We start from the raw sequence: 26,555 nt of genomic DNA, 5'->3' as shown, positions 1-26,555 counted from the left end.
GACTTATGGTGACTGAAAAAACCAGCAGGGAGCCTGATGTGAGCCTATTAGAAGACAATCAATCCACCGACCTCGAGAAAATGGTCGGCCTCAGCCGTCGTGGTTTCATCAGCGCAGGCGCCCTTTGCGGTGCGGCGATGTTCCTGGGTGGCAACCTGCTGAGCCGCAGCGTGCTTGCCGACAGTGTCAGCGCAGGCAACAGCAAACTGTTGGGTTTTGACAGCATCCCCGCCGCCACCAGCGACGCCATCACGCTGCCGCCGGGTTACACATCCTCGGTGCTGATCAGCTGGGGTCAACCCTTGCATCAGAACGGCCCGGCGTTCGATCCGAGCGGTAACGGCACCGCCGAGCATCAGGAAGTCCAGTTCGGCGACAACAACGACGGCATGAGCCTGTTCGAATTCCCGGGTGAAAAAGACCGGGCGCTGATGGCGATCAACAACGAATACACCAACTACCGCTACCTCTACCCGCACGGCGGCATGCCGCAATCGGCGCAAGACGTGCGCAAGGCGCTGGCTTGCGAAGGCGTGTCGGTGATCGAGGTGCATCGCAAGAACGGTCAATGGCAATTCGTCCAGGGCTCGCGTTACAACCGACGCATCCACGGCAATGCACCGATCAGCCTGAGCGGCCCGGCCGCCGGCCACGACTTGCTCAAAACCAGTGCCGACCCGCACGGCAAAAATGTCCTCGGCACCTTTCAGAACTGCGCCAATGGCAAGACGCCGTGGGGCACTTATCTGACGTGCGAAGAGAACTTTACCGACTGCTTCGGCAGCAGCAACGCCGAGCAGGCATTCAATGCTGCGCAGAAACGCTACGGCGCGGTAGCCGCCAGCAAAGAGATCAACTGGCACCCCCACGACGAACGCTTTGACCTGGCGAAGAACCCCAACGAACTCAACCGTCACGGCTGGGTGGTGGAGATTGATCCGTTCGATCCGAAATCGACCCCGGTCAAACGCACGGCGCTGGGCCGCTTCAAACATGAAAACGCGGCCCTGGCCGAGACCCGCGACGGTCACGCCGTGGTGTACATGGGCGACGACGAACGCGGCGAATTCATCTACAAATTCGTCAGCCGCGACAAGATCAACCACAAAAACCCCAAGGCCAACCGCGACCTGCTCGACCACGGCACGTTGTACGTGGCGCGTTTCGACGCGGGCGACGGCAATGCCGATCACCCGAAAGGCCAGGGCGAATGGGTCGAACTGACTCACGGCAAAAACGGCATCGACGCCAGCAGCGGTTTTGCCAGTCAGGCCGAAGTGCTGATTCATGCCCGCCTGGCGGCCAGCGTGGTGAAAGCCACGCGCATGGACCGTCCGGAGTGGATCGTCGTCAGCCCCCAGGATGGCCAGGTTTATTGCACCCTGACCAACAACGCCAAGCGCGGTGAGGACGGTCAACCGGTGGGCGGGCCGAACCCCCGCGAGAAGAACGTCTACGGGCAGATCCTGCGCTGGCGCACGGATCGCGATGATCACGGTTCGAACAGCTTTGCCTGGGACCTGTTTGTGGTCGCCGGCAACCCGGGCGTCCATGCCGGCAAGCCGAAGGGCGGTTCGTCGAACATTACGCCGCAGAACATGTTCAACAGCCCCGATGGCCTGGGCTTCGACAAGGCCGGGCGCTTGTGGATTCTCACCGACGGCGATGTGAGCAACGCCGGTGACTTTGCGGGCATGGGGAACAACCAGATGCTGTGCGCCGATCCGGCGACCGGGGAGATCCGTCGCTTCATGGTCGGGCCGATTGGCTGCGAAGTCACCGGGATCAGCTTCTCGCCGGATCAGAAGACCCTGTTTGTCGGGATTCAGCATCCGGGGGAAAACGGTGGGTCGACCTTCCCTGAGCATTTGCCGAATGGCAAGCCGCGGTCTTCGGTGATGGCCATCACGCGTGAAGATGGCGGGATCGTCGGCGCCTGACAGGGCTCTATCGCGAGCAGGCTCGCTCCCACACTGGATTGGTGGACACATCACCCTGTAGGAGCAAGGCTTGGTCTGGGCGGCACTCCGACGAAAGCGTCAGCCCAGACAACACTCATCTCAAGCCCACCCCCTAAAGAAGCCCCGTCTGCGCTACCATGCTTGGCCGGACGCGGCAGCCTGCTGCGCGCAGGAGTCAGCATGGCCCACCCGTTTGCAACCCTCACCCCAGACCTCGTGCTCGATGCCGTCGAAAGCATCGGCTTTCTCAGCGACGCGCGTGTTCTGGCGCTCAACAGCTATGAAAACCGCGTCTATCAGGTCGGCATCGAAGACTCCGAGCCGCTGATTGCCAAGTTCTACCGTCCGCAGCGCTGGACCAACGAAGCGATTCTCGAAGAACACCAGTTCACCTTCGAGCTCGCCGAGTGCGACGTGCCCGTCGTTGCGCCGATGATTCACAACGGCGCCAGCCTGCACGAACACAACGGTTTCCGGTTCACCCTGTTCCCCCGCCGTGGCGGCCGCGCGCCGGAGCCGGGCAATCTCGATCAGCTGTATCGCCTGGGTCAATTGCTTGGTCGCCTGCACGCCGTCGGTGCAACCAAGCCGTTCGAGCACCGTGAAGCGCTGGGAGTGAAGAACTTCGGTCACGATTCGCTGAACACCTTGCTGGAAGGCAATTTCGTACCCAAAAGCCTGCTGCCGGCCTACGAGTCCGTGGCGCGCGACCTGCTCAAGCGTGTGGAAGAGGTCTACAAGGCCACGCCGCACCAGAACATCCGCATGCACGGCGATTGCCACCCCGGCAACATGATGTGCCGCGACGAGATGTTCCACATCGTCGACCTCGATGACTGCCGCATGGGCCCCGCCGTCCAGGACATCTGGATGATGCTCGCCGGCGATCGTCAGGAATGCCTGGGCCAATTGTCGGAATTGATGGACGGCTACAACGAATTTCACGACTTCGACCCACGGGAATTGGCGCTGATCGAACCGCTGCGTGCGTTGCGCCTGATGCATTACAGCGCCTGGCTGGCCCGCCGCTGGGACGACCCGGCGTTCCCCCACAGTTTTCCGTGGTTCGGCACCGAGCGGTATTGGGGTGACCAGGTGTTGGCATTGCGCGAGCAGCTTGCGGCGCTCAACGAAGAACCGCTGAAGCTCTTCTGACACACCGTGAACCCTGTAGGAGTGAGCCTGCTCGCGATAGCAATTTGTCAGTTGCTGATTTTTACCTGATACACCGCCATCGCGAGCAGGCTCACTCCCACAGGTATTGTGTTCACAATTGTCCTACTTGATCAGGCAGGACATCCGTAAACAAATCTCCTTACAATTCCCTCTTTGTGAGCTGCCTAAGCAAGGATTCTGCATGCAAGTCGCCAACCCGCGTCGCGGGTACATCCTGGGCCTGAGTGCCTACACTGCCTGGGGACTTTTCCCGCTCTACTTCAAAGCCATCGCCAGCGTGCCCGCCGTGGAGATCGTCATCCATCGGGTCCTCTGGTCCGCGCTGTTCGGTGCCTTGTTACTGATGGTCTGGAAGCACCCGGGATGGTGGCGCGAACTGCGTGACAACCCGAAACGGCTGGCGATCCTGGCCCTGAGCGGCACACTGATTGCGTCCAACTGGCTGATCTACGTGTGGTCGGTGAACAACGGCCGCATGCTCGAAGCCAGTCTCGGGTATTACATCAATCCGCTGGTGAACGTGCTGCTGGGCATGGTGATCCTCGGCGAACGACTGCGGCGCATGCAGTGGATCGCGGTCGGCCTGGCAGCGGTCGGCGTGGCGCAACAAGTGTGGCAAGTCGGCAGCTTGCCGTGGGTGTCGCTGGTGCTGGCGCTGACGTTTGGCTTCTACGGGCTGATCCGTAAGCAGGCGCCGGTCAAGGCGTTACCGGGCCTGGTGGTGGAAACCTGGATGCTGGTGCCGATTGCTATTGCCTGGCTGTTATTCAATCAGACAGCTGCCACTGCCCAGCCTGAGTTCTGGACCACCTCCGAGGCCTGGTGGCTGGTGGCGGCCGGCCCGGTCACGCTGGTGCCGCTGGTCTGTTTCAACGCCGCCGCACGGCATTTGCCCTACACCACACTCGGATTTCTCCAGTACATCGCGCCGACGCTGGTGCTGCTGCAGGCGGTGCTGCTGTTTGGCGAGCATTTTTCGTCCAGTACCTTGGTGGCATTCGTCTTCATTTGGGCTGGACTGGCGGTTTACAGCGTCGATGCGTGGATAAGTTTGCGCCGCCGCAGCTGATCAAAAAACATACAAACCCCTACAGGCCACGTCCATCGTGGCCTGCAAGCATCCTTCCCAAGGTTATCCACAGCGTGATCCCCGGCGTTTGTGCGCAACTTGTTGAAACTGATGGTTTTTTGATCAGATCCTGAAGAAGGCCGGCCGGCGTGGGCTGGCGGGCTGTCTCTACAGGTTATCCACAGGCAGGTGCACGTTTAACTTGGATAACCCTGTCAGGGCTCACTGCGCAACACGAGTTCGACCATCAAATCATCCGCCAGGGTTTCCAGGCGCGACTGCAACACGTCCAGCGACAAAGTCAGCGGCACCGCGAGAATCGCTTCGGCGTGGAACAGTGGCTCGCTGCTCATGGGTGCGGGGCGCACTTCCGTCACCAGTCGCTCCAGATTCACGCCCTGCTCGCTCAGCAGACGGGTGATGTCGCGCACGATGCCGGGACGATCATTGCCGACCAGCTCCATGGCAATCGGCTTCCAGGTGCAGGATTGCTCGATGCCGCTTTCGGCGATCAACACGCGAATCCCTTGGGCAGACAATGCCTGCAACGCATCGACCAGCTCATCGTAGGCCTCAGCCGGCACGCCCACCCGAAGAATCCCGGCAAACTGCCCCGCCATGCGCGACATGCGGCTTTCCAGCCAGTTGCCGCCGTGCTCGGCGATGCATTGGGCGATGCGCTCGACCTGCCCAGCCTTGTCTGGCGCGAATACGGTGAGTACGAGGTGGTCCATGGCGCAGCCCTCTTTTGTTATAGAAGTCCAAGTATAGGCAAGCGGAACTATTCAGCGCGGCAATGCTTTTTGTGGCGAGGGAGCTTGCTCCCGCTGGCTTGCGGAGCAAGCCCGATGCCTTTTTACGACTGCTGCGCAGTCGAGCGGGAGCAAGCTCCCTCGCCACATGAAATCTAAGCCCCAACGCCGCACGCAAAGATTATGTGTACAAGTTTCGATATTTAACTGGAACAATCCTCCAGTTTTTTGAGAACATCCCGTTCCCCGGCGTGACTGCAATGCGTCACGGGGTCGCAGAACGACGTAATTAGTCTAATTTTCACAACCGCAATTCATCATGTAGTATGCCGCAGCGCGCACTACATAACGTTGGATCGATGTCTGCCACCGGCACATCCGCAACCCTGAAAGCCCCGTCAGCAAGGCCTCAAAGCCGTTGATTGGTCCTCACCCAGCCGCCTGAAAGGGCATGTACTGGCGCACGGGTTTGTGGTTTAAATGGCCAGAGGCTTCATTGTCAAAATTGAAGAGCTGAAAAGCGAAATAGCTGAGCAGAGTGAGGCAAGCAATGACTGAACACGTTCAAGTCGGTGGCCTGCAGGTCGCCAAAGTCCTGTTCGACTTCGTGAACAACGAAGCCATTCCCGGAACCGGCCTCACCGCCGAAAAATTCTGGGCCGGTGCCGACAAGGTCATTCACGACCTGGCGCCGAAGAACAAAGCCCTACTCGCCAAACGCGATGATTTCCAGGCTCGTATCGATGGCTGGCACCAATCCCGTGCCGGTCAGGCGCATGACGCCGTGGCCTATAAAGCCTTCCTGCAAGACATCGGTTATCTGCTGCCAGAAGCGGCCGATTTCCAGGCAACGACGCAAAACGTCGATGACGAAATCGCCCGCATGGCCGGTCCACAACTTGTGGTGCCGGTGATGAATGCCCGCTTTGCGCTCAACGCCTCGAACGCCCGCTGGGGTTCGCTGTACGACGCGCTCTACGGCACCGACGCCATCAGCGAAGCTGACGGCGCGGAAAAAGGCAAAGGCTACAACAAGGTTCGCGGCGACAAGGTCATTGCCTTCGCCCGTGCCTTCCTCGACGAAGCCGCGCCATTGGCCGCCGGCTCGCACGTCGATTCCACCGGTTACAAAATCGTTGACGGCAAACTGGTGGTCGCCCTTAAAGGTGGCAGCAACAGCGGTCTGCGCAACGATGCTCAGTTGATCGGTTTCCACGGTGACGCCGCGGCACCGACGGCGATTCTGCTGAAGAACAACGGCCTGCATTTCGAAATCCAGGTCGACGCCAGCACCCCGGTCGGCCAGACCGATGCCGCCGGTGTCAAAGACATCCTGATGGAAGCCGCACTGACCACCATCATGGACTGCGAAGACTCCGTCGCCGCCGTCGATGCCGATGACAAAGTGGTGATCTACCGCAACTGGCTCGGCCTGATGAAGGGCGACCTGTCGGAAGAAGTCTCCAAGGGCGGTCAGACTTTTACCCGCACCATGAACGCCGACCGCACCTACACCGGTGTCGATGGCAAAGAACTGAGCCTGCACGGTCGTTCGCTGTTGTTCGTGCGCAACGTGGGTCACCTGATGACCATCGATGCGATCCTCGATAAAGAGGGCAACGAAGTGCCGGAAGGCATTCTCGACGGCCTGGTGACTTGCCTCGCGTCGATCCACAGCCTCAACGGCAACAGCTCGCGCAAGAACAGCCGCACCGGTTCGGTCTACATCGTGAAGCCGAAGATGCACGGCCCGGAAGAAGCCGCGTTCACCAACGAGCTGTTCGGTCGCATCGAAGACGTGCTGGGCCTGCCGCGCAACACCCTGAAAGTCGGGATCATGGACGAGGAGCGCCGCACCACGGTCAACCTCAAGGCGTGCATCCAGGCCGCCAGCGAGCGCGTGGTGTTCATCAACACCGGCTTCCTGGACCGCACGGGCGACGAAATCCATACCTCCATGGAAGCCGGCCCGATGGTGCGCAAGGCGGACATGAAGGCTGAGAAATGGATCGGCGCCTACGAGAACTGGAACGTCGATATCGGTTTGAGTACCGGCCTGCAAGGTCGCGCACAGATTGGTAAAGGCATGTGGGCCATGCCGGACCTGATGGCCGCGATGCTTGAACAGAAAATCGCTCACCCGCTGGCCGGTGCCAACACCGCCTGGGTACCATCGCCGACCGCGGCTGCGCTGCACGCGTTGCACTACCACAAGGTCGACGTGTTCGCCCGTCAGGCCGAATTGGCCAAACGTGCGCGCGCTTCGGTGGACGACATCCTGACCATCCCGCTGGCAGTAAACCCTCAGTGGACCGCCGAACAGATCAAGAACGAACTGGACAACAACGCCCAGGGCATTCTCGGTTACGTGGTGCGCTGGATCGACCAGGGTGTTGGCTGCTCGAAAGTGCCGGACATCAACGACGTCGGCCTGATGGAAGACCGTGCCACGCTGCGTATTTCCAGCCAGCACATCGCCAACTGGCTGCGTCATGGCATCGTCACCGAAGACCAGGTTATGGAAAGCCTCAAGCGCATGGCGCCGGTGGTGGACCGTCAGAACGCCAATGACTCGCTGTATCGTCCGTTGGCTCCGAACTTCGACAGCAACATCGCCTTCCAGGCGGCAGTCGAACTGGTGGTCGAAGGTACCAAACAGCCGAACGGCTACACCGAGCCGGTCCTGCACCGTCGTCGTCGCGAGTTCAAGGCTGCCAACGGCCTGTAACTGAAGGCTGACGCCGCACATGAAAAAGCCCTGATCTTTCGATCAGGGCTTTTTTGTTTGCGAATAGGGCTACAAGTAAGTGCGAGCCTTTGTGGCGAGGGAGCTTGCTCCCGCTGGGCTGCGTAGCCGCCCTGTTGTGAGTGCTGCCCACTCAAGCGGGAGCAAGCTCCCTCGCCACACAAGCTCACTACCACAGGGAGTGCGAGTGACGGATAGGTTTGAACTACGGTTCCATCCCCAACTCATGCTTGACCAGCCCCAGCAACTTGCCGCTGTCGATGGGCTTGAGCAGGAAATCCACCACGCTCAAATGCATCGCGGCAATGGCGTCTTTCACGTCGGCGTCGCCGGAGACGATGATGAACGGCATTGCCGCCCGAACCGATTCACGTACCTGACGTATCAGGTCCAGGCCATCGACATGCCCCATGCGCAAATCGGTGATGACCAGACCAATCGAAGGCTTGTCCTCCAGCATCTTGAGTGCGGTTTCACCGCTGGCCGCGGTGAGGCAGCGAATACCATCCAGACCCAGGATCTCTGAGAGCAGCTCGCGCGCGTCTTTATCGTCATCGACGATCAGCACTCGCTGTGGCGGCAGATCAGGTTCCATCATGACGGCACTGAGCGCTTCGCGCTCGGCATCACTCAAAATATCGTGGTCGGACATGGCGTTCTCTACGTTTTCAAATTCAATTCCCTAGCACAGTGGTGAGACATCGCTAAGCAGACCTTCAATGTGCACTTCGTCGGATATTTTTCCAATAGGGGAACGCAGAGGTTTTTCCGACAATCGCGTAGGGCGCTTCCGACATTACCCCTCGTACATCGCCTACCTAGACTTACGTCCAATGGGCACCCTGCGCGCGGGGGCCGACCATGGCTGAGTCATCCGACGACAACAATTCAAAAAAAAGACTGCGGTAATGGTTATGAGTAAAGCGGACGCCTTCACCCAGGCAGGGAAAACCGCGGTGTTGCAGAACATCCAGGGCACTTTGCAATTTCTTCAGCGCTTCCCGCCGTTCAATCAGATGGACCACACGCACCTGGCGTACCTGGTCGAGCAATGTCAGCTGCGTTTTTATGCGCCCGGCGAGAGCATCATCAAACCCGCCGACGGCCCGGTTGAGCATTTCTACATCGTCAAGCAAGGCCGCGTGGTGGGTGAGCGCCCGCACACGGCCAAGGGCGGGACCGAAACCACCTTCGAAATCACCACCGGCGAGTGCTTCCCGCTCGCTGCGCTGCTGGGCGAACGTGCGACCCGCACCGAGCATCTGGCCGCCGAAGACACCTTTTGCCTGCAGCTGAACAAGCTGGCGTTCATCAAGCTGTTCGCGCTGTCCAACGCATTTCGCGACTTTGCCCTGCGCGGCGTCAGCAGCCTGCTGGATCAGGTCAACCAGCAAGTCCAGCAAAAAGCCGTGGAAACCCTCGGCACCCAATACTCGCTCAATACCCGTCTGGGTGAATTGGCCATGCGCCACCCGGTGACCTGCCGCCCCGACACGCCCCTGCGTGAAGCCGTGACGCTGATGCATGAGCAGCAGGTCGGCAGCATTGTGGTGGTCGATGAACACAAAGCGCCGCTGGGCATTTTTACCCTGCGCGACTTGCGACAAGTGGTGGCCAACGGCACCAACGACTTCAACGAAGCCATCGAACGGCACATGACCCAGTCGCCGTTTTTCCTGACGCCGGACCACAGCGCCTTTGATGCGGCGATCGCGATGACCGAGCGGCACATCGCCCACGTCTGCCTGGTCAAGGATCAACGCCTGTGTGGCGTGGTCTCGGAGCGGGACCTGTTTTCTCTGCAACGGGTCGATCTGGTGCACCTGGCGCGGACGATTCGCAGCGCCCAGCGCGTGGAAAATCTGGTCGCCATGCGCGGTGAAATCGGGCAATTGGTGGAACGCATGCTGGCCCATGGCGCCTCTTCGACCCAGATCACTCACATCATTACGTTGCTCAACGATCACACCGTGTGCCGGGTTATCGAACTGACCCTCGCCGAGAAAGGCGACCCAGGCGTGCCGTTCAGTTGGCTGTGCTTCGGCAGTGAAGGCCGCCGTGAACAGACGCTGCACACCGATCAGGACAACGGCATTCTGTTCGAAGCGCGGGACGCGGCCCACGCCGCCGAGATTCGCGGCAAGCTGTTGCCCATCGCCGCGCACATCAACCAGAGCCTGGCGCTGTGCGGCTTTACCCTGTGCAAGGGCAACATCATGGCCGGCAACCCCGAGCTGTGTTTGTCCCGGGCGGAATGGGCGCGGCGGTTTGCGGCGTTCATTCGCGAAGCGACGCCGGAGAACCTGCTGGGTTCGAGCATTTACTTCGATTTGCGGGTGGTCTGGGGCGATGAGCAAGGCTGCGAGCAGCTGCGCCGGGGGATTCTCGATCAAGTCGGTGATAACCGGTTGTTCCAGAGAATGATGGCCGAGAATGCCCTGCGTAACCGTCCACCTGTAGGCCGTTTCCGTGAGTTTGTGCTGGCGCGCAAGAATGGCGAGAAAGCCACGCTGGACCTGAAAATTCAGGGCCTGACGCCCTTTGTCGATGGCGCTCGGCTTTTGGCGCTGGCCCACGGCATCGAAGCCAACAACACGCTGGAACGCTTTCGCCAGTTGGTGGCTAAAGAAGTCATCGAACGGCTGGACGGTGCGGCGTACGAAGAAGCGTATCACTTCATCCAGCAAACCCGCATGCAGCAACATCAGCTACAAACCCGCGAGAACTTGCCTTACTCCAACCGGGTCGATCCTGACAGCCTCAATCACCTTGATCGACGGATCCTGCGTGAATCCCTGCGCCAGGCGCAACGCCTGCAAAGCAGCCTGACCCTGCGGTATCAGCTATGAGCCTGTTTTCATGGTTGCGCCCGGCTACCCCTGTGCTTGCTGCCGAACTGAAACAACGCCTGGAACGCTTGCCACCCATCGCTGCGCTGAGCGACTGCAGCCTTCGCGAACAACGCTGGGTGGTGCTTGACCTGGAAACCACCGGGCTGAACCTGAACCGGGATCGGGTACTGTCCATCGGTGCGGTGGTGATTGAAGACGGGGCCATCGACTTAAGCCAGCAGTTCGAACGCACGCTGCAATGCGCCGACATGAAAGTGGCCCCCAGCGTGCTGATCCATGGCCTGGGCCCTAGCGCGATTGCGGCGGGAAGCGACCCGGCGCAGGCGTTGCTTGAGTTGATGGAGTTTGTGGGCGACAGCCCGGTGCTGGCGTTCCATGCGTCGTTCGATCAACACATGCTCGGGCGCGCGTTGAAGGATCACCTGGGCTACAAGTTGCAGCATTCGTTTCTGGATGTGGCAGACATTGCGCCATTGCTGTGTCCCCAGGCGAACATTCGTGAGGCCGGGCTGGATGAATGGATCGACTGGTTCAAGCTCGAGGTGTTCGAGCGCCACAATGCCAGTGCCGATGCGCTGGCCACCGCCGAGCTGGCGCTGATTTTGTTCAGCCGTGCGCGGCAGCAACAGATTCATAGCCCGCTGAACCTGCAGCAGCGGTTGAGTCAGTGGAAGCGGCGGCAGCGGTCTCATTCCTTCTAACAGCCACCGCGCCCTTATGTAGCAGCTGCCGCAGGCTGCGTTCGGCTGCGTAGCAGTCGTCATTCCTGCCGCCAGGGCTTACCTGCTCGTCGATATTACGGCTGCTGCGCAGCCGAACGCAGCCTTCGGCAGCTGCTACAAGGGATTGTGTCGGTTAAAACCAGGTACATCCCCAACTGACCAGCGGCCAATTGCTTACCTCCCCCGCCTCTGCCACAATCGCGAACTATTCTCGTTAGTTAACACTTCCCAATCGGTGATACGGCGTGTCGTCAGTCCAAAGCCCCCACAGTGAGCTCGTCGGTGCGTTATATCGCGACCATCGCGGTTGGCTTTTGGGTTGGCTGCGACGCAACGTGGCCTGTCCACAACGGGCCGAAGACCTGAGCCAGGACACCTTCGTGCGCTTGCTGGGCCGGGATGAACTCAAAGAACCGCGCGAACCCCGGGCGTTTCTGGTGGCGATTGCCAAGGGCCTGCTGTTCGACTACTTCCGCCGTGCCGCGCTGGAGCAGGCTTACCTCACCGAGTTGATGCTGATTCCTGTCGGCGAACAACCGTCGGTGGAAGAGCAGCAGATGATCCTCGAAGACCTCAAGGCCATCGACCGCCTGCTCGGCAAGCTCTCCAGCAAGGCCCGGGCCGCCTTCCTCTACAACCGTCTCGACGGCCTCAGTCACGCTGAAATCGCCGAGCGTTTGGGGGTGTCAGTGCCACGCGTGCGCCAATACCTGGCCCAAGGCATTCGTCAGTGCTACATCGCGCTGTACGGTGAGCCGGTATGAGTCCGGCCAGTTCCCGCCCCGTGTCGGCACAGGTGCTGGATGCGGCGATTGCCTGGCAATTGTCCCTCGATTCAGCCAACCCGATAGAGCGTGAAGAGTTCGCAAAATGGCACGCGGCCCACGAAGAACATGCTCGCGCCTGGCGCCAGCTGGGCATGCTCGACCAGCGTTTCAGCGCCGCCAGCGGCCCGGCTCGCACCGCGTTACTGCAATCGCGGGAAGGTATTCGCCGACGGGTTCGTCAGCTGGGCAACGGCGTTGCCAGCATCGTCGCGGTGATTGGGCTGGCGCTGTTCGCCGGGGACCGTTATCTGCCCATCGACTACTGGCTGGCTGACGAACGCACCGCCACTGGCGAGCAACGCATGTTGCGCCTGAGCGACGGCACACTGATCAACCTCAACACTCACAGCGCCCTCGATGTGCGATTCGACGAGAAGCAACGTCGGATCATTCTTCAGGAAGGGGAAATTCTCGTCGAAACCGGCCATGGCGATGCCCGGCCATTTATCGTCGAGACTCGCGAAGGCAGCATGCGTGCACTGGGCACGCGGTTCCTGGTCAAGCGTGAGGAAGAAGGCACGCGGTTGAGCGTGTTGAAATCAGCCGTGGCGGCTCACCCCGAGTCGAATCTTGATGAACAGATTTTGCACGAAGGCCAGCAGGTATTGATGCGCAGCAATGGGCTCGGGCCGATCCTCGCGCTCAACCTCGGCGCCGATGCCTGGACCCGCGGCATGCTGGTGGTCGACAACGCACGGTTGGAAGACCTGATTCACGAGCTCGGTCGTTATCGACGCGGGCATCTGGGGGTTGCTCCAGAGATTGCCGACTTGCGGATCACCGGCAGCTTCCCGTTGAACGACACAGACAAAGCCCTGACTGCGCTGCTGCCGACCCTGCCCGTGCAGATCCATCAGCACACGGCGTGGTGGGTGACGGTGGCGAAGGCTGATGCCAAGCCCTGATATTTGGTGTGCCTGACAGGACGCCTTCGCGGGCAAGCCATGCTCCCACAGGATTGTGCGTGATTCACGAATGACGCAAATCTCGCAGGAGCATGGCTTGCCCGCGAAGAGGCCATCAGACTCACCACAAATGCTGAATCGAAATTATTTTCATCCAGCCCTATCACTTTTGGATTTTCGTTCGGCACCTAGGCAATTGAGAAGTATTACCTTTCAGGAGCCGCTTTATGTCCCGTTCGCTAGACACCTTGTTGCGCCCCAGTTTGCTGGCGGTTGCCATTGCCCTTTGCGCCCCGCTCGCCAGCGGTCAACTGATCGCCGCGGAACAGGCGTCCAGCGTTCGCGCCTACAACCTGCCGGCTGCGCCATTGGCCAGCACCCTGAATCAGATCGCCAGCCAGGCCGGTCTGGCGCTGTCGTTGAACCCGTCGCTGGCGGCGGGCAAAACCTCGGCACCGGTCAAGGGTCAGTTCGATGCGGCCGGCGCCCTGCGCGAAGCCTTGCGCGGCACCGGTCTGCAACTGGAGCAAAGCAGTGCGGGCACTTTCAGCCTGGTAGCGGTGCCCGAAGGTGTATTGGATTTGCCTACGACCAGCGTGATCGGCGTCGAAAACACTGAAAGTGCCTGGGGTCCGGTGGAAGGTTACTTGGCCAAACGCTCCGCCGCCGGCACCAAGACCGATACCGCACTGGTCGAAGCGCCGCGCTCCATTTCGGTTGTAACCCGCGAGCAGATGGACGATCGCAACGTGCACACACTGGACGCCGCCGTCCGCTACTTGCCGGGCACCACTGGCGCCAGTTTCGGCAGCGATACTCGTGCTGACTGGTTGCGCGTACGCGGTTTCGAACCGACCCAATTCCTCGACGGTCTGCCGCTGCCCAAGGGCGTCTATGCCAACCCCAAGCAGGAAACCTGGAACCTGGATCGTCTCGCCGTGCTGCGTGGCCCCGCTTCGTCCGTGTACGGCCAGACCCCGCCAGGTGGCTTGCTGGACATGGTCAGCCGTCGTCCAAGCGCCGAATCGAGCAATGAAGTCCAACTGCAATACGGCAGCGACAATCACCGTCAGATCAACTTCGCCAGCACCGGCAAGATCGACGATGAAGGCCAGTTCCTCTACGGCCTCAGCGGTGTAGTGCGCGATGGCGGCACACCCATCGACCATATCGACGACAAGCGTTACAACATTGCGCCGAGCCTGACCTGGAACATCGACGAAGACACCCGACTCACCCTGCTCACCCAATTCACCCGTGACGATACCGGTATCACCAGCCAGTTCCGTCCGATCCAGGGCACCAAGATCCACTCGCCACTGGGCGAGATTTCCCATCACAAGAACCTGGGTGATCCGGACTGGGAATTCTACGACCGTACCTACTACGCGTTGGGCTACGCCTTCGAACATCGCTTGAACGATGTCTGGCAGTTCCGCCAAAACCTGCGTTACACCAAGTCGGACCTGTCCTTCCAGGCCCTCACTCCTGGTGCTTACCCATTCACCCAGGTCGATGCCAATGGTAACGTTGGCCGTACCAGCACCACGACCGACGAAGACATCAGTCAGTTCGCCGTGGACAACAACATGCAAGGTGACTTCGCCACCGGCGACGTCCGGCATACCTTGCTGATCGGTCTCGATCACCAGCGCACGAACACCAACTACACCTCGATTTTCGGCGACGGCCTGACCACCAACGTCAACAACCCGGTCTATGGCTTGCCAATCGTGCGTCCACCACGTTCGTCGGCTTTCTACGATTACGACCAGAAGACCTATCAGACCGGCCTGTACGTGCAGGATCAGATGGCTCTGGATCAATGGCGCCTGACGCTGGGCGGTCGTGAAGACTGGGTTCACACCAGCACCAAGTTCTTCAACAAGGGCGATGCCACCAACACCGACCGCAACAAGAACTTCAGCGGCAACGCAGCGATCAGCTACGTGTTCGACAACGGCTTCGTGCCGTACCTGTCCTACGCCGAATCGTTCCAGCCGGCGAGCAACGCCGATACCTCCACCACAGAGTCGTTCAAGCCAACCGAAGGCAAGCAATGGGAACTGGGTATCAAGTACCAGCCACCGGGCAGCAACACGCTGCTGACCGCTGCGGTGTATGACCTGACCCAGAAAAATGTCTCGGTCACCAACAACGTCGGTGGTATTCCGGTCACCAGCCAGACCGGTGAAGTGAAGGTCAAGGGTCTGGAGCTGGAAGCCGTCTCCGACGTGACTGAAAACCTCAAGCTGACCGCTGCGTACACCCTGGCCAAATCCGAAGTGCAAGACGGCACGTTCAAGGGCAATCGCCTGCAACTGATGCCTAACCAGACCGCTTCGATGTGGGCTGATTACACCTGGCACAACGGCGTGCTGGACGGTTTCGGTATCGGCGGTGGCGTTCGCTATACCGGCAACACTTATGGCGATCAGGCCAACACCGAACTCGGCAAGGCGGATGCCTATACCGTGTTCGATGCATCCGTCCACTATGACCTCGGCCGCCTCGACAACAGCCTCAAAGGCGCGTCGCTGGCCGTCAACGCGACCAACCTGTTCGACAAGGACTACCTCTCCACCTGCGACAGTTTCTACTGCTACTACGGCGATGAACGCAGCGTCGTCGCCAGTGCTACTTACAAGTGGTAATCGCTTGACCTGATACACCCTGTACCCAGCCGTCCCGCAAGGACGGCTTTGGTATTTCTGAAGGCCACGAAATGAAAAGTAAAAAAATTCGCCGCTGGTCCGCTGTCCACACCTGGACCAGCCTGATCTGCACCGTCTTCCTGCTGATGCTGGCACTCACCGGTTTGCCACTGATCTTCCATCACGAGATCGACCACTGGCTGGGCGATGCCGCCGAGTTGAAGCCGATGCCGGCGGACACCCCGCAGCTGAATCTGCAGCAATTGGTGCAGGCAGCGGAAAAACATCGCCCCGGCGACGTCGTGCAGTATTTCGGCTACGAGGATGACGAGCCCAACGGCGTGGTCACGATCATGGCGCCGACGGCCGGCACCGAGCCGAATTCGTCCCACACCTTCATGCTCGACGCCCGCACCGGCGAAGCGCTGGAGATGCCGTCGGCCAACGGCGGTTTGATGATGGTCATGCTGCGTCTGCACGTTGACCTGTTCGCCGGGTTGCCGGGCAAGTTGTTGCTGGCATTCATGGGGATATTGTTCGTGACGGCGATTGTGTCCGGGACGGTGCTGTACCTGCCGTTCATGCGGCGCTTGAAATTCGCCACCGTGCGCCAGGACAAATCCACCCGCCTGCGCTGGCTCGACCTGCACAACCTGATCGGTGTGGTCACCCTGACCTGGGCGCTGGTGGTCGGCGTGACCGGCGTGATCAGCGCCTGCGCCGACCTGCTGATCGCCGCGTGGCGCAACGACAGTTTGAGCGCGATGGTCGCGCCGTACCGCGATGCACCGCCGCTGACACAACTCGCGCCGGCTACTCGGCTGCTGGACATCGCCAAGGACGTCGCGCCGGGCATGCAACCGGATTTCATCGCCTTCCCCGGCACACGCTTTTCCAGCGAACACCACTACGCCGTGTTCATGAAAGGCAGCACACACCTGACCTCACACCTGCTGACCCCGGTGCTGATCGACGCCAGCACTTTGCAGGTGACTGCGGTGGCCGAGCGGCCGTGGTACATGGACGCCATGGGCATGTCGCAACCGCTGCACTTCGGCGACTACGGTGGCATGCCGATGAAGATCCTGTGGGCCACCCTCGATGGGCTGACCATCATCGTGCTGGGTAGCGGCGTTTACCTGTGGGTGGTGCGGCGCAAGGCCGTGAAGCCCGTGCTGGAAAAAGCGGAGGCCACGGCATGAAACCCCGGCAGTCGAATTTCTGGAAAGTCTTCGCGACCCCGGTCGTGATTGCGCTGCTCAGCGCCGCAGGCCTGTTTGCCGCGTTGCTGGGCGATGGCGTGTGGGATGCGCTGAGTTGGCTTGGCCTCGGCATTCCTGCCTTCCTCGCCCTACGCGGCCTCCTGCAACGCCACTGACCCTTGTAGGAGCGAGCCTGCTCGCGATGGACGTTAACGATAACGCTGGGGGCCTGATACCCCTTGGCGCTCTCGGGCCCATCGCGAGCAGCTCGCTCCTACAGGTCGTCGCCTTATCCAGCAAATCCCATGACATATTTATTGACAGTTTTACCCTTGCACTTCTATAAAGACGCACGTTGTACGACAACCTACAACAACACCAAAATCCAAAAATAATCTGGTGAAGCGATGAAAGTCAAAGGCATCCGCTGGTGGATGGTCGGCCTGGTGACGGCTGGTCTGATGGTCAACTACCTGGCTCGTAATACCCTCTCAGTGGCCGCCCCGACCCTGATGAGCGAAATGAACATCAGCACCGAGCAGTACTCGCACATCGTCGTCGCCTGGCAGGTGTGCTACGCGCTGATGCAACCGGTGGCCGGCTACATCATTGATGCCATTGGCACGAAAATGGGCTTCGCGATTTTTGCGTTCGCCTGGTCGATTGCCTGCGCACTCGCGGCGCTCGCGACCGGCTGGCAAGGGCTGGCGTTTGTCCGGGGCTTGCTTGGCCTGACCGAAGCCGCCGGCCTGCCCGCGGCAGTGAAGGCTTCCACCGAATGGTTTCCGGCCAAGGAGCGTTCGGTCGCCATCGGCTGGTTCAACATCGGTTCATCGATTGGTGCGCTGCTGGCGCCGCCACTGGTGGTCTGGGCGATCCTGCACAGCGGCTGGGAATTGGCGTTCCTGATCGTCGGCGGGCTGGGCGTAGCCTGGAGTTTCCTGTGGATGATTCTCTACAAACATCCGCGTGATCAAAAACGCCTGAGCGATGAAGAGCGGGACTACATCCTCAGCGGCCAGGAAGACCACTTCAAAGACCCGGCAACCAAAAAGGGCAGCTGGAAGAAGATCATCGGCAGCCGCAACTTCTACGCCATCGCCAGTGCACGCATGTTGTCGGAGCCGGCCTGGCAGACGTTCAACGCGTGGATCCCGCTGTACCTGATGACCGAACGCCACATGAACATCAAAGAAATCGCGATGTTCGCCTGGCTGCCGTTCCTGGCCGCCGACCTGGGCTGCGTGCTCGGTGGCTACCTGAGCCCGTTCTTTCATAAGCACTTGAACGTGTCGTTGTTCACCTCGCGCAAAATGGTTCTGCTGTTCGGCGCGTCGTGCATGATCGGCCCGGCCTGCATCGGCCTGGTGGCCAGCCCGTACACGGCCATTGCGCTGCTGTGCATCGGCGGTTTCGCGCACCAGACCTTGTCCGGCGCGCTGTACGCGATCACTTCCGACTCGTTCGGCAAGAATGAAGTGGCCACCGCCACGGGCATGGGCGGGATGTTCGGCTACCTCGGCGCGGCGGCGTTCACGATGGTGTTCGGCGTGATGGTGACCAAGATCGGCTACAGCCCGCTGTTCGTGGTGCTGGCGATTTTTGACATTGCGGCCGCATTTATCGTCTGGACGGTTGCGCGTGAATTGAAGCCTCAGCAGGCTGCGCCAAACCTGCAGGCCGCAGTACCCGCCAGCTAAACCGCAAAACCTGTAGGAGTGAGCCTGCTCGCGATGGTCGTGAACGATAACGCGTTAAACCAGAGACCCCTCGGCGCCTTTGAGTTTTTCGCGAGCAGGCTCGCTCCTACAAGGAATCAGCGCATTGAGCTACAGCCTCAACACGCTATGCTGCCCGACACTGCCACCGACCGAGACGTTGCCATGTCAGCCCCAAGCATGACCCTTTACCACAATCCCCTCTCCCCTTTCGTTCGCAAAGTCATGGTGCTGTTGCACGAAACCGGTCAGCAAGACCGCGTCGCCCTGCAAAACTGCGTGCTGACGCCGCTCGCCCCGGACCTGACGCTGATCAACGACAACCCCCTGAGCAAAATCCCGGCCCTGCGTCTGGCTGATGGCAACGTCATCCACGACAGCCGGGTGATCCTCGATTACCTCGATCACCAACACGTCGGCAACCCGCTGATCCCCCGCGAAGGCTCGGCCCGCTGGCGCCGCCTGACCCTGGCCTCCATGGCCGACGGGATCATGGACGCCGCCGTGCTGACCCGCTACGAAGTCGCCTTGCGCGCCCCGGAAAAACACTGGGACGAATGGCTCGACGGCCAGCGCGACAAAATCCGCCGCGCCCTGGCGGTACTGGAAGCGGAAGCGATTGCCGAGCTCACCAGTCATTTCGATGTCGCGGCGATCAGCGTCGCGTGTGCACTGGGTTACCTGGATTTGCGCCACGCGGACCTGGCATGGCGCGACGCGAATCCGCAGCTGGCGGCGTGGTATTTCGAGGTGAGCCAGCGGCCTTCGATGTTGGCGACGATGCCGACTCTTTAGCGCTTCACTGACGGTTCTGATCTCATCGCGGGCAAGCTTGCCCTCCATTGCATCTACGGGAGGCACACACCTTGTGCTCACTGGAGATGCCTTGCTCGCGATGGCACCACACCGAATTCACCGGAAACAATAGAGTAATCCGCGCGACCAACGCTTCCCCCTCCCGCTGATCCTCCCGCAACCCCAACAACCGGCTCATTCCACCACCCCGATATCAAACTCCAATGGCTTCGCCGCCTTCTGCCCCACCCCATACCAATCCAGCTTGCGGGTCAGCACCATAAACACACCCAGCAACCCGAACAGCAACAACGACCCCATCAGCAACGCGTAATCCTCGGCACTCAACAGTCCATAAAGCAGCCCATACAACGCCGCCAGCCCCGCCGAGAAACTCAAGCCGTGGCGCACGCTGCGCAGCACGTGGCAGACATAAAACCCGATCAACAACACACAACCGCTGGCCGATATCAGATACGCCAGGGCAAAGCCGATGTGTTCAGAAAGCGACAACAGCAGCAGGTAGAAAAACGCGAGCGCCACGCCCACCAGCGCATATTGAACCGGGTGCACCGCCAGGCTTTTCAGCACTTCGAACAGAAAGAAACCCGCGAACGTCAGGACGATGAACAGCAGTGCGTATTTGATCGCCCGGTCGCTCTTCAGGTACTGGTCGACGGGGTCGATGAAACTCACGCCGAAGCTGCGAGCGGTGAACGCTTCGCACACGCCGCTGGCCACGCAACTGCTCAACGCTTCTTGCAGGTTGGTGGAGAAAAACGAGGTCTGCCAGTGTGCGCTGAAACCTTGATCGGTGACGTCGCGCTGGGCCGGCAGGAAGTTGCCGATGAAGCTTGGGTGCGGCCATTTTGAGGTTAGCGATACCTTGCTGGTCTTGCCCACCGGGAGGATCTGCAACTGGCCAGTGCCTTGCAAACGCAGGTCGAAACCGAAGACCAGTTCTGTGGCTTGTTTTGCGTCGAGCGCCGGCAGCACCACATGCACCCCTTCGCCCAACCAGCCCACCTGGCTACCGGGAACGAAGTCCAGGCGATCACCGTTGAGTTCGAGTTTCAGCGCATTCTCGATGCCACGAATGTCGCTGATGCCCACGGCCAGAAAGGGTTGGTCAAACTGGTAATCGACAAAATTTTCCTTGATGCCCAATTGCGCCGGCACCGAAAAATGCCCGGTGATGCGGTTATCGGCATGGAACAGACGCGCCTCATAAATACCTCGGGAACGCAGCTCTGTCTGGACCTCGCCGTCGAGTTCGAAATGCTCCGGCAGGAAATACAGGCGACCGCGTTCTTCACCGATGTCCTGGTAGCGTTCGTTGGTTTTTTCGTTGAGCTTCCAGGTGCGCACCACTTTGCGGTACGGCACCACCATCAGCGGGCCGCTGAGTTGCTGGCTGTAGCTGGAGCTGCGGGCGATGTCTTCAAGCACACCGTCGCGCAGTTGCTGGCGGTCCTGGATGACGCCGTTGATCATCAATAGCGGGATCAGCAACAACAGGATCAGCAGGGCAATGGCCCCGAGTTTCAGGGTCAGGTTTCGGTTCATGGGACTCTCCTTGTTTGGAATGGGGAGAGTCTGGGGGCGGTGTGTGGAGGGTTTGTGGGGGGAATGTGGAGAGTGTGTGGAGACTTCACCGACCTCTTCGCGAGCAGGCTCACTCCTACAGATTCTACGCAAACCCATGTGGGAGTGAGCCTGCTCGCGATTGCCGCAACTCGGTCCTAAGCCAGGCGCAACCTGACTTCAACCCCGCCCTCAACATTGCCGATGCTCATTTCACCACCGTGCAACTTGACCACCTCCTCGACAAAATTGAGCCCAAGCCCGGTGCTCTTGCGACCACTGTCCGGGCGCGGCAATGAGTAAAAGCGCTCGCTCAGTCGAGGCAGTGCATAGTCGGGAATCGCCTCGGCCTGGTTGAACAACCTGAACTCGACTTGCTCCCCGATACGGTCAGCACTGAAGCGCAGCACACCCTTCACCGGGGTAAAATCCAGCGCGTTTTCCAGCAGATTGCCCAGGGCCTGGCGCAGCAGGAACGGCTCGCTGGTGATCGTCAACTCCGCTGGAATCGTCTGCTCCACGCGCACGTGCCTGCCTTCGATTCGCGCCGCCTGCGCGTTCAGTAACTCTTGCACCAAAGCCGCCAACGGCACCGCGACCTGTTCTTCCAGCCCCTGACGCTGTTCTACCTGCGCCAGGTTCAGCAACCGTTCGATCAACTGCTGCATCCGCACGCTTTCGCTGTCGATATTGCTGACGAACCGATGCCGTTGGGCCTGCGGCATCTCGCCTTGCAGCAATTCCGCCGCTCCGCGAATCGCCGCCAGCGGGCTCTTCAATTCGTGGGTCAGCGTGTGCACGTAACGCTCGACGTAGGCTTTGCCCTCCAACTGCGTGCGCATGTGCTCGACCGCCGTGGCCAGTTGTTCCAACTCCCCACCACGGTAATGCGGCACCTCGACTCGACGGCCTTCGCTTACCGCCTGGGCATACGCGGTCAACCGTCGCAGCGCGGCGCTCAACCACCAGGACAACAGCGCGCCAAACAGCAGGCCAAGACCGATCAAACCAGCGCCGTATATGAGCAACCGGCGCTCGGTGCGATCCACATAAGGCTGTAACGAACTGTTTGGTTTGGCCACGGTGACCACGCCAATGATCTGGCCGTTGTCGCGGATCGGCGCGCCGACGTGCATCACCGAAGAGTTCGCATCGTTCGGATCGCTGCGGCTGGAACGGGCGCCGTACTCACCGCGCAGGGTCAGCAGCACGTCGTTCCACCGCGAGTAGTCCTGCCCAACCGCCATACCGCTGGAATCCAGCACGACGATGCCTTTCGCGTCGGTGACGTAGATGCGATGGTTGACCTGATTTTTCGGCAGGCCCCAGATAGTCGCCTTCGGCTGCCGCTCGCCGTAGGCCTTGAGCAGCTCGGGCCAACGGTTCTGGTTGAGCGTCCCGGCCTTGAAGTCATCGCGCAGGATCTCGGCCATCAGGTTGGCGGTGTCGACCAGGGTTTCCTCAGTCGACTGGCGCACACCGGGGCGGATTTCCTCCATCACGGTGTTCAGCACGAAGTAGCCGGTCAGGCCGATGAACAGCACGTAGACCAGGAAGATCCGGATTCCCAGCGGCATCAGCTGTGCCCCGGACTGTAGCTGTAACCGAGGCCGCGATGGGTCTGGATCGGTTCCGCATCGGCCTTCACCGAGCGCAACTTGGCGCGCACGCTCTTGATGTGACTGTCGATGCTGCGGTCGTACCCGGCATCGGCCGCCACCCCCAGCGCGTCGAGCAACTGCTCGCGGCTGAAGACACGCTCGGGTTGCTCGACCAGGCATTGCAGCAGGCGAAATTCATGGCGGGTGAGATTCAAGGGCTGATTGCGATAGCTGATTTGCATGCGTTCGCTGTCGATGCGCAGTAACACCAAAGGGGCATCGACGGACACGCGCGGCGCTATACGCTTCAGAATCGCCCGGACGCGCGCCGCCACTTCCCGGGGGCTGAACGGTTTGACGACGTAATCGTCGGCGCCGATTTCCAGCCCGACTACGCGGTCGATTTCGGCATCGCGGGCGCTCAGGAAGATCACCGGCACTTCGCTGAAACGCCGCAACTGTTTGCAGGTTTCAAAGCCGCTGATGTCTGGCAGACCTATGTCCAGAATGATCAGGTCGGCCGGCGTCTGGCGCTGATGCTCAAGCGCAGCCGCGCCAAGGCTCAACCAGGTGGTGGTGAATCCTTCGCCTTGCAGCGCAAAAATCAGGGTATCGGCAATCGCCGCTTCGTCTTCGACAATCAGGATATGAGGCATGGCGTCCGAGCCCGCAGTTAAGTGGGCGAACGGTGAACCAAGGTTGATTCGGCGTCAATCGGCAGTCTGAGTTGAGGCTTGGCCTAGCAGTTCTGATAGTGGGCAAACACTGAAAAAGCTCCGATGCTGGAGGTCCGGTTTTTGGGACCTTGCTCGGAGCTCAGACAATGCCTATGGATTCTCGCAAAACAATTCTGCTGGCGACCGATCAACAACGGTCGGTGATGAACGCACTCGATGTGGGTCACTCACACGACCTTGCCTATTCACCCTACGGCTATCGTCCACGGGAAAACGGCTTGTTCAGTTTGCTTGGGTTCAACGGCGAACGGCCGGACTCGCTGACCGGGCATTATCATTTGGGGAATGGGTATCGGCAGTTCAATCCAGTGTTGATGCGGTTTAACAGCCCGGACAGTTGGAGTCCGTTTGGGGCGGGTGGGTTGAATGCGTATGTGTATTGCTTCGGAGACCCCATGAACAGAGTCGAGTTGGAGGGGCACTCAAGCTCACCATTGATGAGTTTCTGGAGGGTTTCAGAAACCGAATTGGTGTCAGAACGCCAAGCAAATTTGATATTGGAAAATCTACATCCACAATCAAACCGCCAACAAGCCACGAACAGTCCTCATCGAAAAGCCATAACACGAGCGCATTGAGTGAAGCCAAGGATTTTGACGTGAATAGCTTAAGCCCTGCTGAGTTAGAGCTGAATTACAACGCAAAATCAGCCATCAACCTTCACAGCAATGCGCAAGAGAAAAAATTAGAATTCCCCATCCGCGTAACACATAAAACTGACCCTAAAGAGAAGCTGGCGAACCTTGTGCTAGCAAGAGTCAACATCGCAAAAAGACTTGCCTCCGACCCGCCTGGCGACACCAGAGCAAGACGCCAATTGATGCTAGATCTTGTAAACATGGACATCGCCAAACTTGCTGATCAAATAAAGCAGGTTCGCAGCTCTCATCCGACGATATAAGGGTCGATCGCGCTCGTTTAACAATCCGGTTTATCCGCCGTAAACCGCCGAGCCGGATTCACCGCCGCTCCAAACTCACGCAACGCCTTGGCTCCAATCAGCAACGGGTAGTTGAAACTGCTGCGGTCGGTCAGGTTGACCTCAACCGTGCGCTTGACGTTACCCAGGCACAATTCCAGATCAATCACCGGGCGCTTGGTCGGTTCGACCACGTCCTTTTCATCCTCGTCTTCTTCCGAGCGGGTCTTGATCTTGCTGATCCGCGCGACCTTGTGTTCGTAGACCTTGTTACTCGCGTCCTTGGTGGCGAGGCGGAAACGCACCCAGTCTTCGCCGTCGCGGGTGAAGGTTTCGATGTCCTTGGCCGACAGCGATGCGGTCAAAGCGCCGGTGTCCATTTTGGCCTTGAGCACTTCGCCGCCGATTTCCGGCACCGCGATGTATTCGTAGCGCCCGTACAGGGTTGGCTCGGCGGCCAGCACCGGCAGGGCTACCAGGGAAAGCAGTGCGAGGAGCGATTTCACGTATGGGCATCCTTGGGAAGTGGGCAGCGGGATTTTAGACCGTCAGTAAAGAATTCGTTCGTTGGGTCACCTATCAATCCAGCATAACGAGCCAAAGGTGAAACATTCGTCACCACCGATTTGGCCTGCCGCCCGAAGCTGCTTATCATGGCGCGCCCAAACGCTTGCAAGAGTTATTTATGCGCCGCCTGCTCACCGGCTGTTTCGTCACCCTGCTGCTGTTGCTCAACACCCTGGTCCTGTTCGGACCGCTGATGGTGTTTGCTTTGCTCAAACTGGTCCTGCCCGGGCGCTTGCGCGACTACGCCTCCAACGCGGTGATGTGGATCGCCGAGACCTGGGCCGAAATCGACAAGCTGATCTTCCGCCTGTGCATCCCCACCCAATGGGACGTGCGGGGCGGCGATGACCTGCGCCGCGACACCTCTTATCTGGTGATCAGCAACCATCAATCGTGGGTGGATATCCCGGCGCTGATTCAGACCCTCAACCGACGCACGCCGTTCTTCAAATTCTTCCTCAAGAAGGAACTGATCTGGGTGCCGTTTCTCGGGCTGGCGTGGTGGGCGCTGGATTATCCGTTCATGAAGCGTTACACCAAGGCGTTCCTGGCGAAGAACCCGGAACTGGCCGGCAAGGATCTGGAGATCACCAAAGCGGCGTGCGAGCTGTACAAGCGCCAGCCGGTGACGGTGGTGAATTATCTGGAAGGCACGCGTTTCACGGCGGCAAAGCGTGCTGGGCAACAATCGCCTTTCACCCATCTGCTCAAACCCAAGGCAGGTGGCGTGGCGTTTGTGCTGGCGGCCATGGGCGAACAGCTCGACGCCATTCTCGATGTCACCGTGGTGTATCCGCAGCCGACGATTCCGGGGTTCTGGGAGCTGCTCAGCGGCAACGTGCCAAGGATCATCATCGACATCCAGACCCGCGATCTCAACCCGGCGCTGTGGCAGGGCGATTACGAGAACGACCCGCTATTTCGCGAAACGATCCAGAACTGGGTCAACCAGCTCTGGATCGACAAGGACCAGCGCATCGACGCCTTGCGCGCCGAGCGCCGCTGAATCAACTGCCGGTGCCGGCCGACCAGATTCCACCCAGGCTTTCCAGCAACGGGCCGCCCACGCCTTGATCGCCGAGGTACTTGAGGATCACCGGGGCGAACTGGCCGACCATGCTGTCGTCCATCCCCAACGCGCCGAATGCGCTGTCCAGGTCGCTGGTGTTTTTCACGCTGCCCAGCGCATTCTCCAGGCCCGCCGATTGACCGGCCCCTCCCAGCAGACCGCTGAGCGCGCCCAATTGACCGCCGCCCGAGAGCACGTCCAGGCCCGGTACGCTTTTGGCCAGTTGCGAGTAATCGGTGGAACTCAATTGATTCTTCGCCAGGCCGAGCATGGCCCCGGTGCCGCCGACGGCCTGTTGCGGGGTGATGTTCAGCTCCGAGGTCAACGCACCGAGCAGGCCGGCCGTTTCCGTCGTGGGCGCCGCGGCCGTGGCTGCGTTGCCGCCCTGCATGCTCGAGGCAGCCTTGGTCACATCATCCAGGCTGAAACCGGCGAAGACCGGGCTGCCCGCCAGACTCATCAGCGACGCCAGTGCAAAACCGCGTGAAATCTTCATCCAGACATCCTCTTGAGCCATGAAAATCGCCTGCCGATGGGGCGGCGCAAAACTGCGCGTTTGACTGGCATTCCCAGGGAATGTTCCCAGCCCCTGTAGGAGCGAGCTAGCTCCGGGCGGCGTTCCGACGATGGACGTCAACGATAACGCGTTTTTTCTGACTTAACGTGGCGCTCTCAGGTCAATCGCGAGCGAGCTCGCTC

The 26,555-nt window shown here is 60.1% G+C and carries 23 protein-coding genes; 16 read left to right on the top strand and 7 right to left on the bottom strand.

Annotation, left to right across the window (positions count from 1 at the left end):
• Positions 1-38: 38 nt before the first annotated feature.
• The 3 genes from EJA72_RS22235 (at position 39) to rarD (ending at position 4,206) form a co-directional block, all read left to right on the top strand.
• Positions 39-1,940, top strand: coding sequence for a PhoX family phosphatase (locus tag EJA72_RS22235; protein ID WP_178129529.1), 1,902 nt, complete (start codon positions 39-41; stop codon positions 1,938-1,940).
• Positions 1,941-2,141: 201 nt separating this feature from the next.
• Positions 2,142-3,116: a serine/threonine protein kinase gene (locus EJA72_RS22230; RefSeq protein ID WP_157713698.1), complete on the top strand. Its 975-nt coding sequence runs from the start codon at positions 2,142-2,144 to the stop codon at positions 3,114-3,116.
• A 202-nt stretch (positions 3,117-3,318) separates the two neighbouring features.
• Positions 3,319-4,206 (top strand): EamA family transporter RarD, encoded by an 888-nt coding sequence (gene rarD, locus EJA72_RS22225; protein WP_157713696.1) that lies wholly within the window; start codon positions 3,319-3,321, stop codon positions 4,204-4,206.
• A gap of 215 nt (positions 4,207-4,421) precedes the next feature.
• Here the strand turns inward: rarD and EJA72_RS22220 are convergent, their stop codons facing one another.
• Complete coding sequence (locus tag EJA72_RS22220; RefSeq protein ID WP_027926687.1) at positions 4,422-4,940, bottom strand: glycine cleavage system protein R; 519 nt, start codon at positions 4,938-4,940, stop codon at positions 4,422-4,424.
• Positions 4,941-5,508: 568 nt separating this feature from the next.
• On the opposite strand from EJA72_RS22220, the gene EJA72_RS22215 reads away from it, so the two are divergent.
• Positions 5,509-7,686, top strand: coding sequence for a malate synthase G (locus EJA72_RS22215; RefSeq protein ID WP_157713695.1), 2,178 nt, complete (start codon positions 5,509-5,511; stop codon positions 7,684-7,686).
• Between the two features lie 223 nt (positions 7,687-7,909).
• Here EJA72_RS22215 and EJA72_RS22210 read toward each other — a convergent pair whose 3' ends face one another.
• Positions 7,910-8,356 (bottom strand): response regulator, encoded by a 447-nt coding sequence (locus EJA72_RS22210; protein ID WP_157713693.1) that lies wholly within the window; start codon positions 8,354-8,356, stop codon positions 7,910-7,912.
• A gap of 256 nt (positions 8,357-8,612) precedes the next feature.
• Here EJA72_RS22210 and EJA72_RS22205 point away from each other — a divergent pair, with 256 nt between their 5' ends.
• The 9 genes from EJA72_RS22205 to EJA72_RS22165 all read left to right on the top strand — a co-directional run bounded on the left by EJA72_RS22205 (position 8,613) and on the right by EJA72_RS22165 (position 19,379).
• Positions 8,613-10,553, top strand: a complete 1,941-nt coding sequence (locus tag EJA72_RS22205; RefSeq protein WP_157713691.1) for a putative nucleotidyltransferase substrate binding domain-containing protein — start codon at positions 8,613-8,615, stop codon at positions 10,551-10,553.
• Complete coding sequence (locus EJA72_RS22200) at positions 10,550-11,257, top strand: PolC-type DNA polymerase III (protein ID WP_157713689.1); 708 nt, start codon at positions 10,550-10,552, stop codon at positions 11,255-11,257. The genes EJA72_RS22205 and EJA72_RS22200 overlap by 4 nt, the downstream gene beginning before the upstream one ends.
• 266 nt (positions 11,258-11,523) lie before the next feature.
• Positions 11,524-12,042 carry an RNA polymerase sigma factor gene (locus EJA72_RS22195; protein ID WP_178129528.1) on the top strand — a complete coding sequence of 173 codons (519 nt, stop codon included), beginning with the start codon at positions 11,524-11,526 and terminating at the stop codon, positions 12,040-12,042.
• Positions 12,039-13,010, top strand: coding sequence for a FecR domain-containing protein (locus EJA72_RS22190; RefSeq protein WP_157713687.1), 972 nt, complete (start codon positions 12,039-12,041; stop codon positions 13,008-13,010). Before EJA72_RS22195 ends, EJA72_RS22190 begins: the two co-directional genes overlap by 4 nt.
• 227 nt (positions 13,011-13,237) lie before the next feature.
• The gene (locus tag EJA72_RS22185; RefSeq protein ID WP_157713685.1) at positions 13,238-15,664 is read left to right on the top strand and encodes a TonB-dependent siderophore receptor; all 2,427 of its coding nucleotides are present in this window, start codon (positions 13,238-13,240) and stop codon (positions 15,662-15,664) included.
• Positions 15,665-15,735: 71 nt separating this feature from the next.
• Positions 15,736-16,866, top strand: a complete 1,131-nt coding sequence (locus EJA72_RS22180; protein WP_157713683.1) for a PepSY domain-containing protein — start codon at positions 15,736-15,738, stop codon at positions 16,864-16,866.
• Complete coding sequence (locus EJA72_RS22175; RefSeq protein ID WP_157713681.1) at positions 16,863-17,042, top strand: hypothetical protein; 180 nt, start codon at positions 16,863-16,865, stop codon at positions 17,040-17,042. Before EJA72_RS22180 ends, EJA72_RS22175 begins: the two co-directional genes overlap by 4 nt.
• A 231-nt stretch (positions 17,043-17,273) precedes the next feature.
• A complete protein-coding gene (locus EJA72_RS22170; RefSeq protein WP_157713679.1) occupies positions 17,274-18,566 on the top strand; it encodes an MFS transporter in 1,293 nt (430 codons plus the stop codon).
• A gap of 183 nt (positions 18,567-18,749) precedes the next feature.
• Complete coding sequence (locus tag EJA72_RS22165; RefSeq protein WP_157713677.1) at positions 18,750-19,379, top strand: glutathione S-transferase; 630 nt, start codon at positions 18,750-18,752, stop codon at positions 19,377-19,379.
• A gap of 195 nt (positions 19,380-19,574) precedes the next feature.
• Here EJA72_RS22165 and creD read toward each other — a convergent pair whose 3' ends face one another.
• The 3 genes from creD to creB form a co-directional block, all read right to left on the bottom strand.
• Positions 19,575-20,945: a cell envelope integrity protein CreD gene (gene creD / locus EJA72_RS22160; RefSeq protein ID WP_157713675.1), complete on the bottom strand. Its 1,371-nt coding sequence runs from the start codon at positions 20,943-20,945 to the stop codon at positions 19,575-19,577.
• A gap of 176 nt (positions 20,946-21,121) precedes the next feature.
• Positions 21,122-22,540, bottom strand: coding sequence for a two-component system sensor histidine kinase CreC (gene creC, locus EJA72_RS22155; RefSeq protein ID WP_157713673.1), 1,419 nt, complete (start codon positions 22,538-22,540; stop codon positions 21,122-21,124).
• On the bottom strand, positions 22,540-23,220 hold the full coding sequence (gene creB, locus EJA72_RS22150; RefSeq protein WP_157713671.1) for a two-component system response regulator CreB: 681 nt from the start codon (positions 23,218-23,220) through the stop codon (positions 22,540-22,542). Before creB ends, creC begins: the two co-directional genes overlap by 1 nt.
• 167 nt (positions 23,221-23,387) lie before the next feature.
• On the opposite strand from creB, the gene EJA72_RS29830 reads away from it, so the two are divergent.
• Both EJA72_RS29830 and EJA72_RS22140 read left to right on the top strand, forming a co-directional pair.
• Positions 23,388-23,879 (top strand): RHS repeat-associated core domain-containing protein, encoded by a 492-nt coding sequence (locus tag EJA72_RS29830; protein ID WP_157713669.1) that lies wholly within the window; start codon positions 23,388-23,390, stop codon positions 23,877-23,879.
• Positions 23,876-24,202, top strand: coding sequence for a hypothetical protein (locus EJA72_RS22140; protein WP_157713667.1), 327 nt, complete (start codon positions 23,876-23,878; stop codon positions 24,200-24,202). Before EJA72_RS29830 ends, EJA72_RS22140 begins: the two co-directional genes overlap by 4 nt.
• Before the next feature lie 17 nt (positions 24,203-24,219).
• Here EJA72_RS22140 and EJA72_RS22135 read toward each other — a convergent pair whose 3' ends face one another.
• A complete protein-coding gene (locus EJA72_RS22135) occupies positions 24,220-24,726 on the bottom strand; it encodes an ATP-dependent zinc protease (RefSeq protein ID WP_178129527.1) in 507 nt (168 codons plus the stop codon).
• A gap of 179 nt (positions 24,727-24,905) precedes the next feature.
• Between EJA72_RS22135 and EJA72_RS22130 the strand changes: the two genes are divergently transcribed.
• On the top strand, positions 24,906-25,793 hold the full coding sequence (locus EJA72_RS22130) for an acyltransferase (protein WP_157713665.1): 888 nt from the start codon (positions 24,906-24,908) through the stop codon (positions 25,791-25,793).
• A gap of 1 nt (position 25,794) precedes the next feature.
• Here the strand turns inward: EJA72_RS22130 and EJA72_RS22125 are convergent, their stop codons facing one another.
• Positions 25,795-26,352, bottom strand: coding sequence for a DUF2780 domain-containing protein (locus tag EJA72_RS22125; RefSeq protein WP_157713663.1), 558 nt, complete (start codon positions 26,350-26,352; stop codon positions 25,795-25,797).
• Positions 26,353-26,555: the final 203 nt, after the last annotated feature.

This window comes from Pseudomonas sp. PB120 (assembly GCF_009761815.1).
Classification (GTDB): Bacteria; Pseudomonadota; Gammaproteobacteria; order Pseudomonadales; family Pseudomonadaceae; genus Aquipseudomonas.
This window is presented reverse-complemented; position numbering and strand designations above follow the sequence as displayed.

Coding starts and splice junctions, on each gene's coding strand:
- EJA72_RS22230 (WP_157713698.1), top strand. CDS start 2,142: ATGGCCCACCCGTTTGCAACCCTCACCCCAGACCTCGTGCTCGATGCC.
- rarD (WP_157713696.1), top strand. CDS start 3,319: ATGCAAGTCGCCAACCCGCGTCGCGGGTACATCCTGGGCCTGAGTGCC.
- EJA72_RS22220 (WP_027926687.1), bottom strand. CDS start 4,940: ATGGACCACCTCGTACTCACCGTATTCGCGCCAGACAAGGCTGGGCAG.
- EJA72_RS22215 (WP_157713695.1), top strand. CDS start 5,509: ATGACTGAACACGTTCAAGTCGGTGGCCTGCAGGTCGCCAAAGTCCTG.
- EJA72_RS22210 (WP_157713693.1), bottom strand. CDS start 8,356: ATGTCCGACCACGATATTTTGAGTGATGCCGAGCGCGAAGCGCTCAGT.
- EJA72_RS22205 (WP_157713691.1), top strand. CDS start 8,613: ATGGTTATGAGTAAAGCGGACGCCTTCACCCAGGCAGGGAAAACCGCG.
- EJA72_RS22200 (WP_157713689.1), top strand. CDS start 10,550: ATGAGCCTGTTTTCATGGTTGCGCCCGGCTACCCCTGTGCTTGCTGCC.
- EJA72_RS22190 (WP_157713687.1), top strand. CDS start 12,039: ATGAGTCCGGCCAGTTCCCGCCCCGTGTCGGCACAGGTGCTGGATGCG.
- EJA72_RS22185 (WP_157713685.1), top strand. CDS start 13,238: ATGTCCCGTTCGCTAGACACCTTGTTGCGCCCCAGTTTGCTGGCGGTT.
- EJA72_RS22180 (WP_157713683.1), top strand. CDS start 15,736: ATGAAAAGTAAAAAAATTCGCCGCTGGTCCGCTGTCCACACCTGGACC.
- EJA72_RS22175 (WP_157713681.1), top strand. CDS start 16,863: ATGAAACCCCGGCAGTCGAATTTCTGGAAAGTCTTCGCGACCCCGGTC.
- EJA72_RS22170 (WP_157713679.1), top strand. CDS start 17,274: ATGAAAGTCAAAGGCATCCGCTGGTGGATGGTCGGCCTGGTGACGGCT.
- EJA72_RS22165 (WP_157713677.1), top strand. CDS start 18,750: ATGTCAGCCCCAAGCATGACCCTTTACCACAATCCCCTCTCCCCTTTC.
- creD (WP_157713675.1), bottom strand. CDS start 20,945: ATGAACCGAAACCTGACCCTGAAACTCGGGGCCATTGCCCTGCTGATC.
- creC (WP_157713673.1), bottom strand. CDS start 22,540: ATGCCGCTGGGAATCCGGATCTTCCTGGTCTACGTGCTGTTCATCGGC.
- creB (WP_157713671.1), bottom strand. CDS start 23,220: ATGCCTCATATCCTGATTGTCGAAGACGAAGCGGCGATTGCCGATACC.
- EJA72_RS29830 (WP_157713669.1), top strand. CDS start 23,388: ATGCCTATGGATTCTCGCAAAACAATTCTGCTGGCGACCGATCAACAA.
- EJA72_RS22130 (WP_157713665.1), top strand. CDS start 24,906: ATGCGCCGCCTGCTCACCGGCTGTTTCGTCACCCTGCTGCTGTTGCTC.
- EJA72_RS22125 (WP_157713663.1), bottom strand. CDS start 26,352: ATGAAGATTTCACGCGGTTTTGCACTGGCGTCGCTGATGAGTCTGGCG.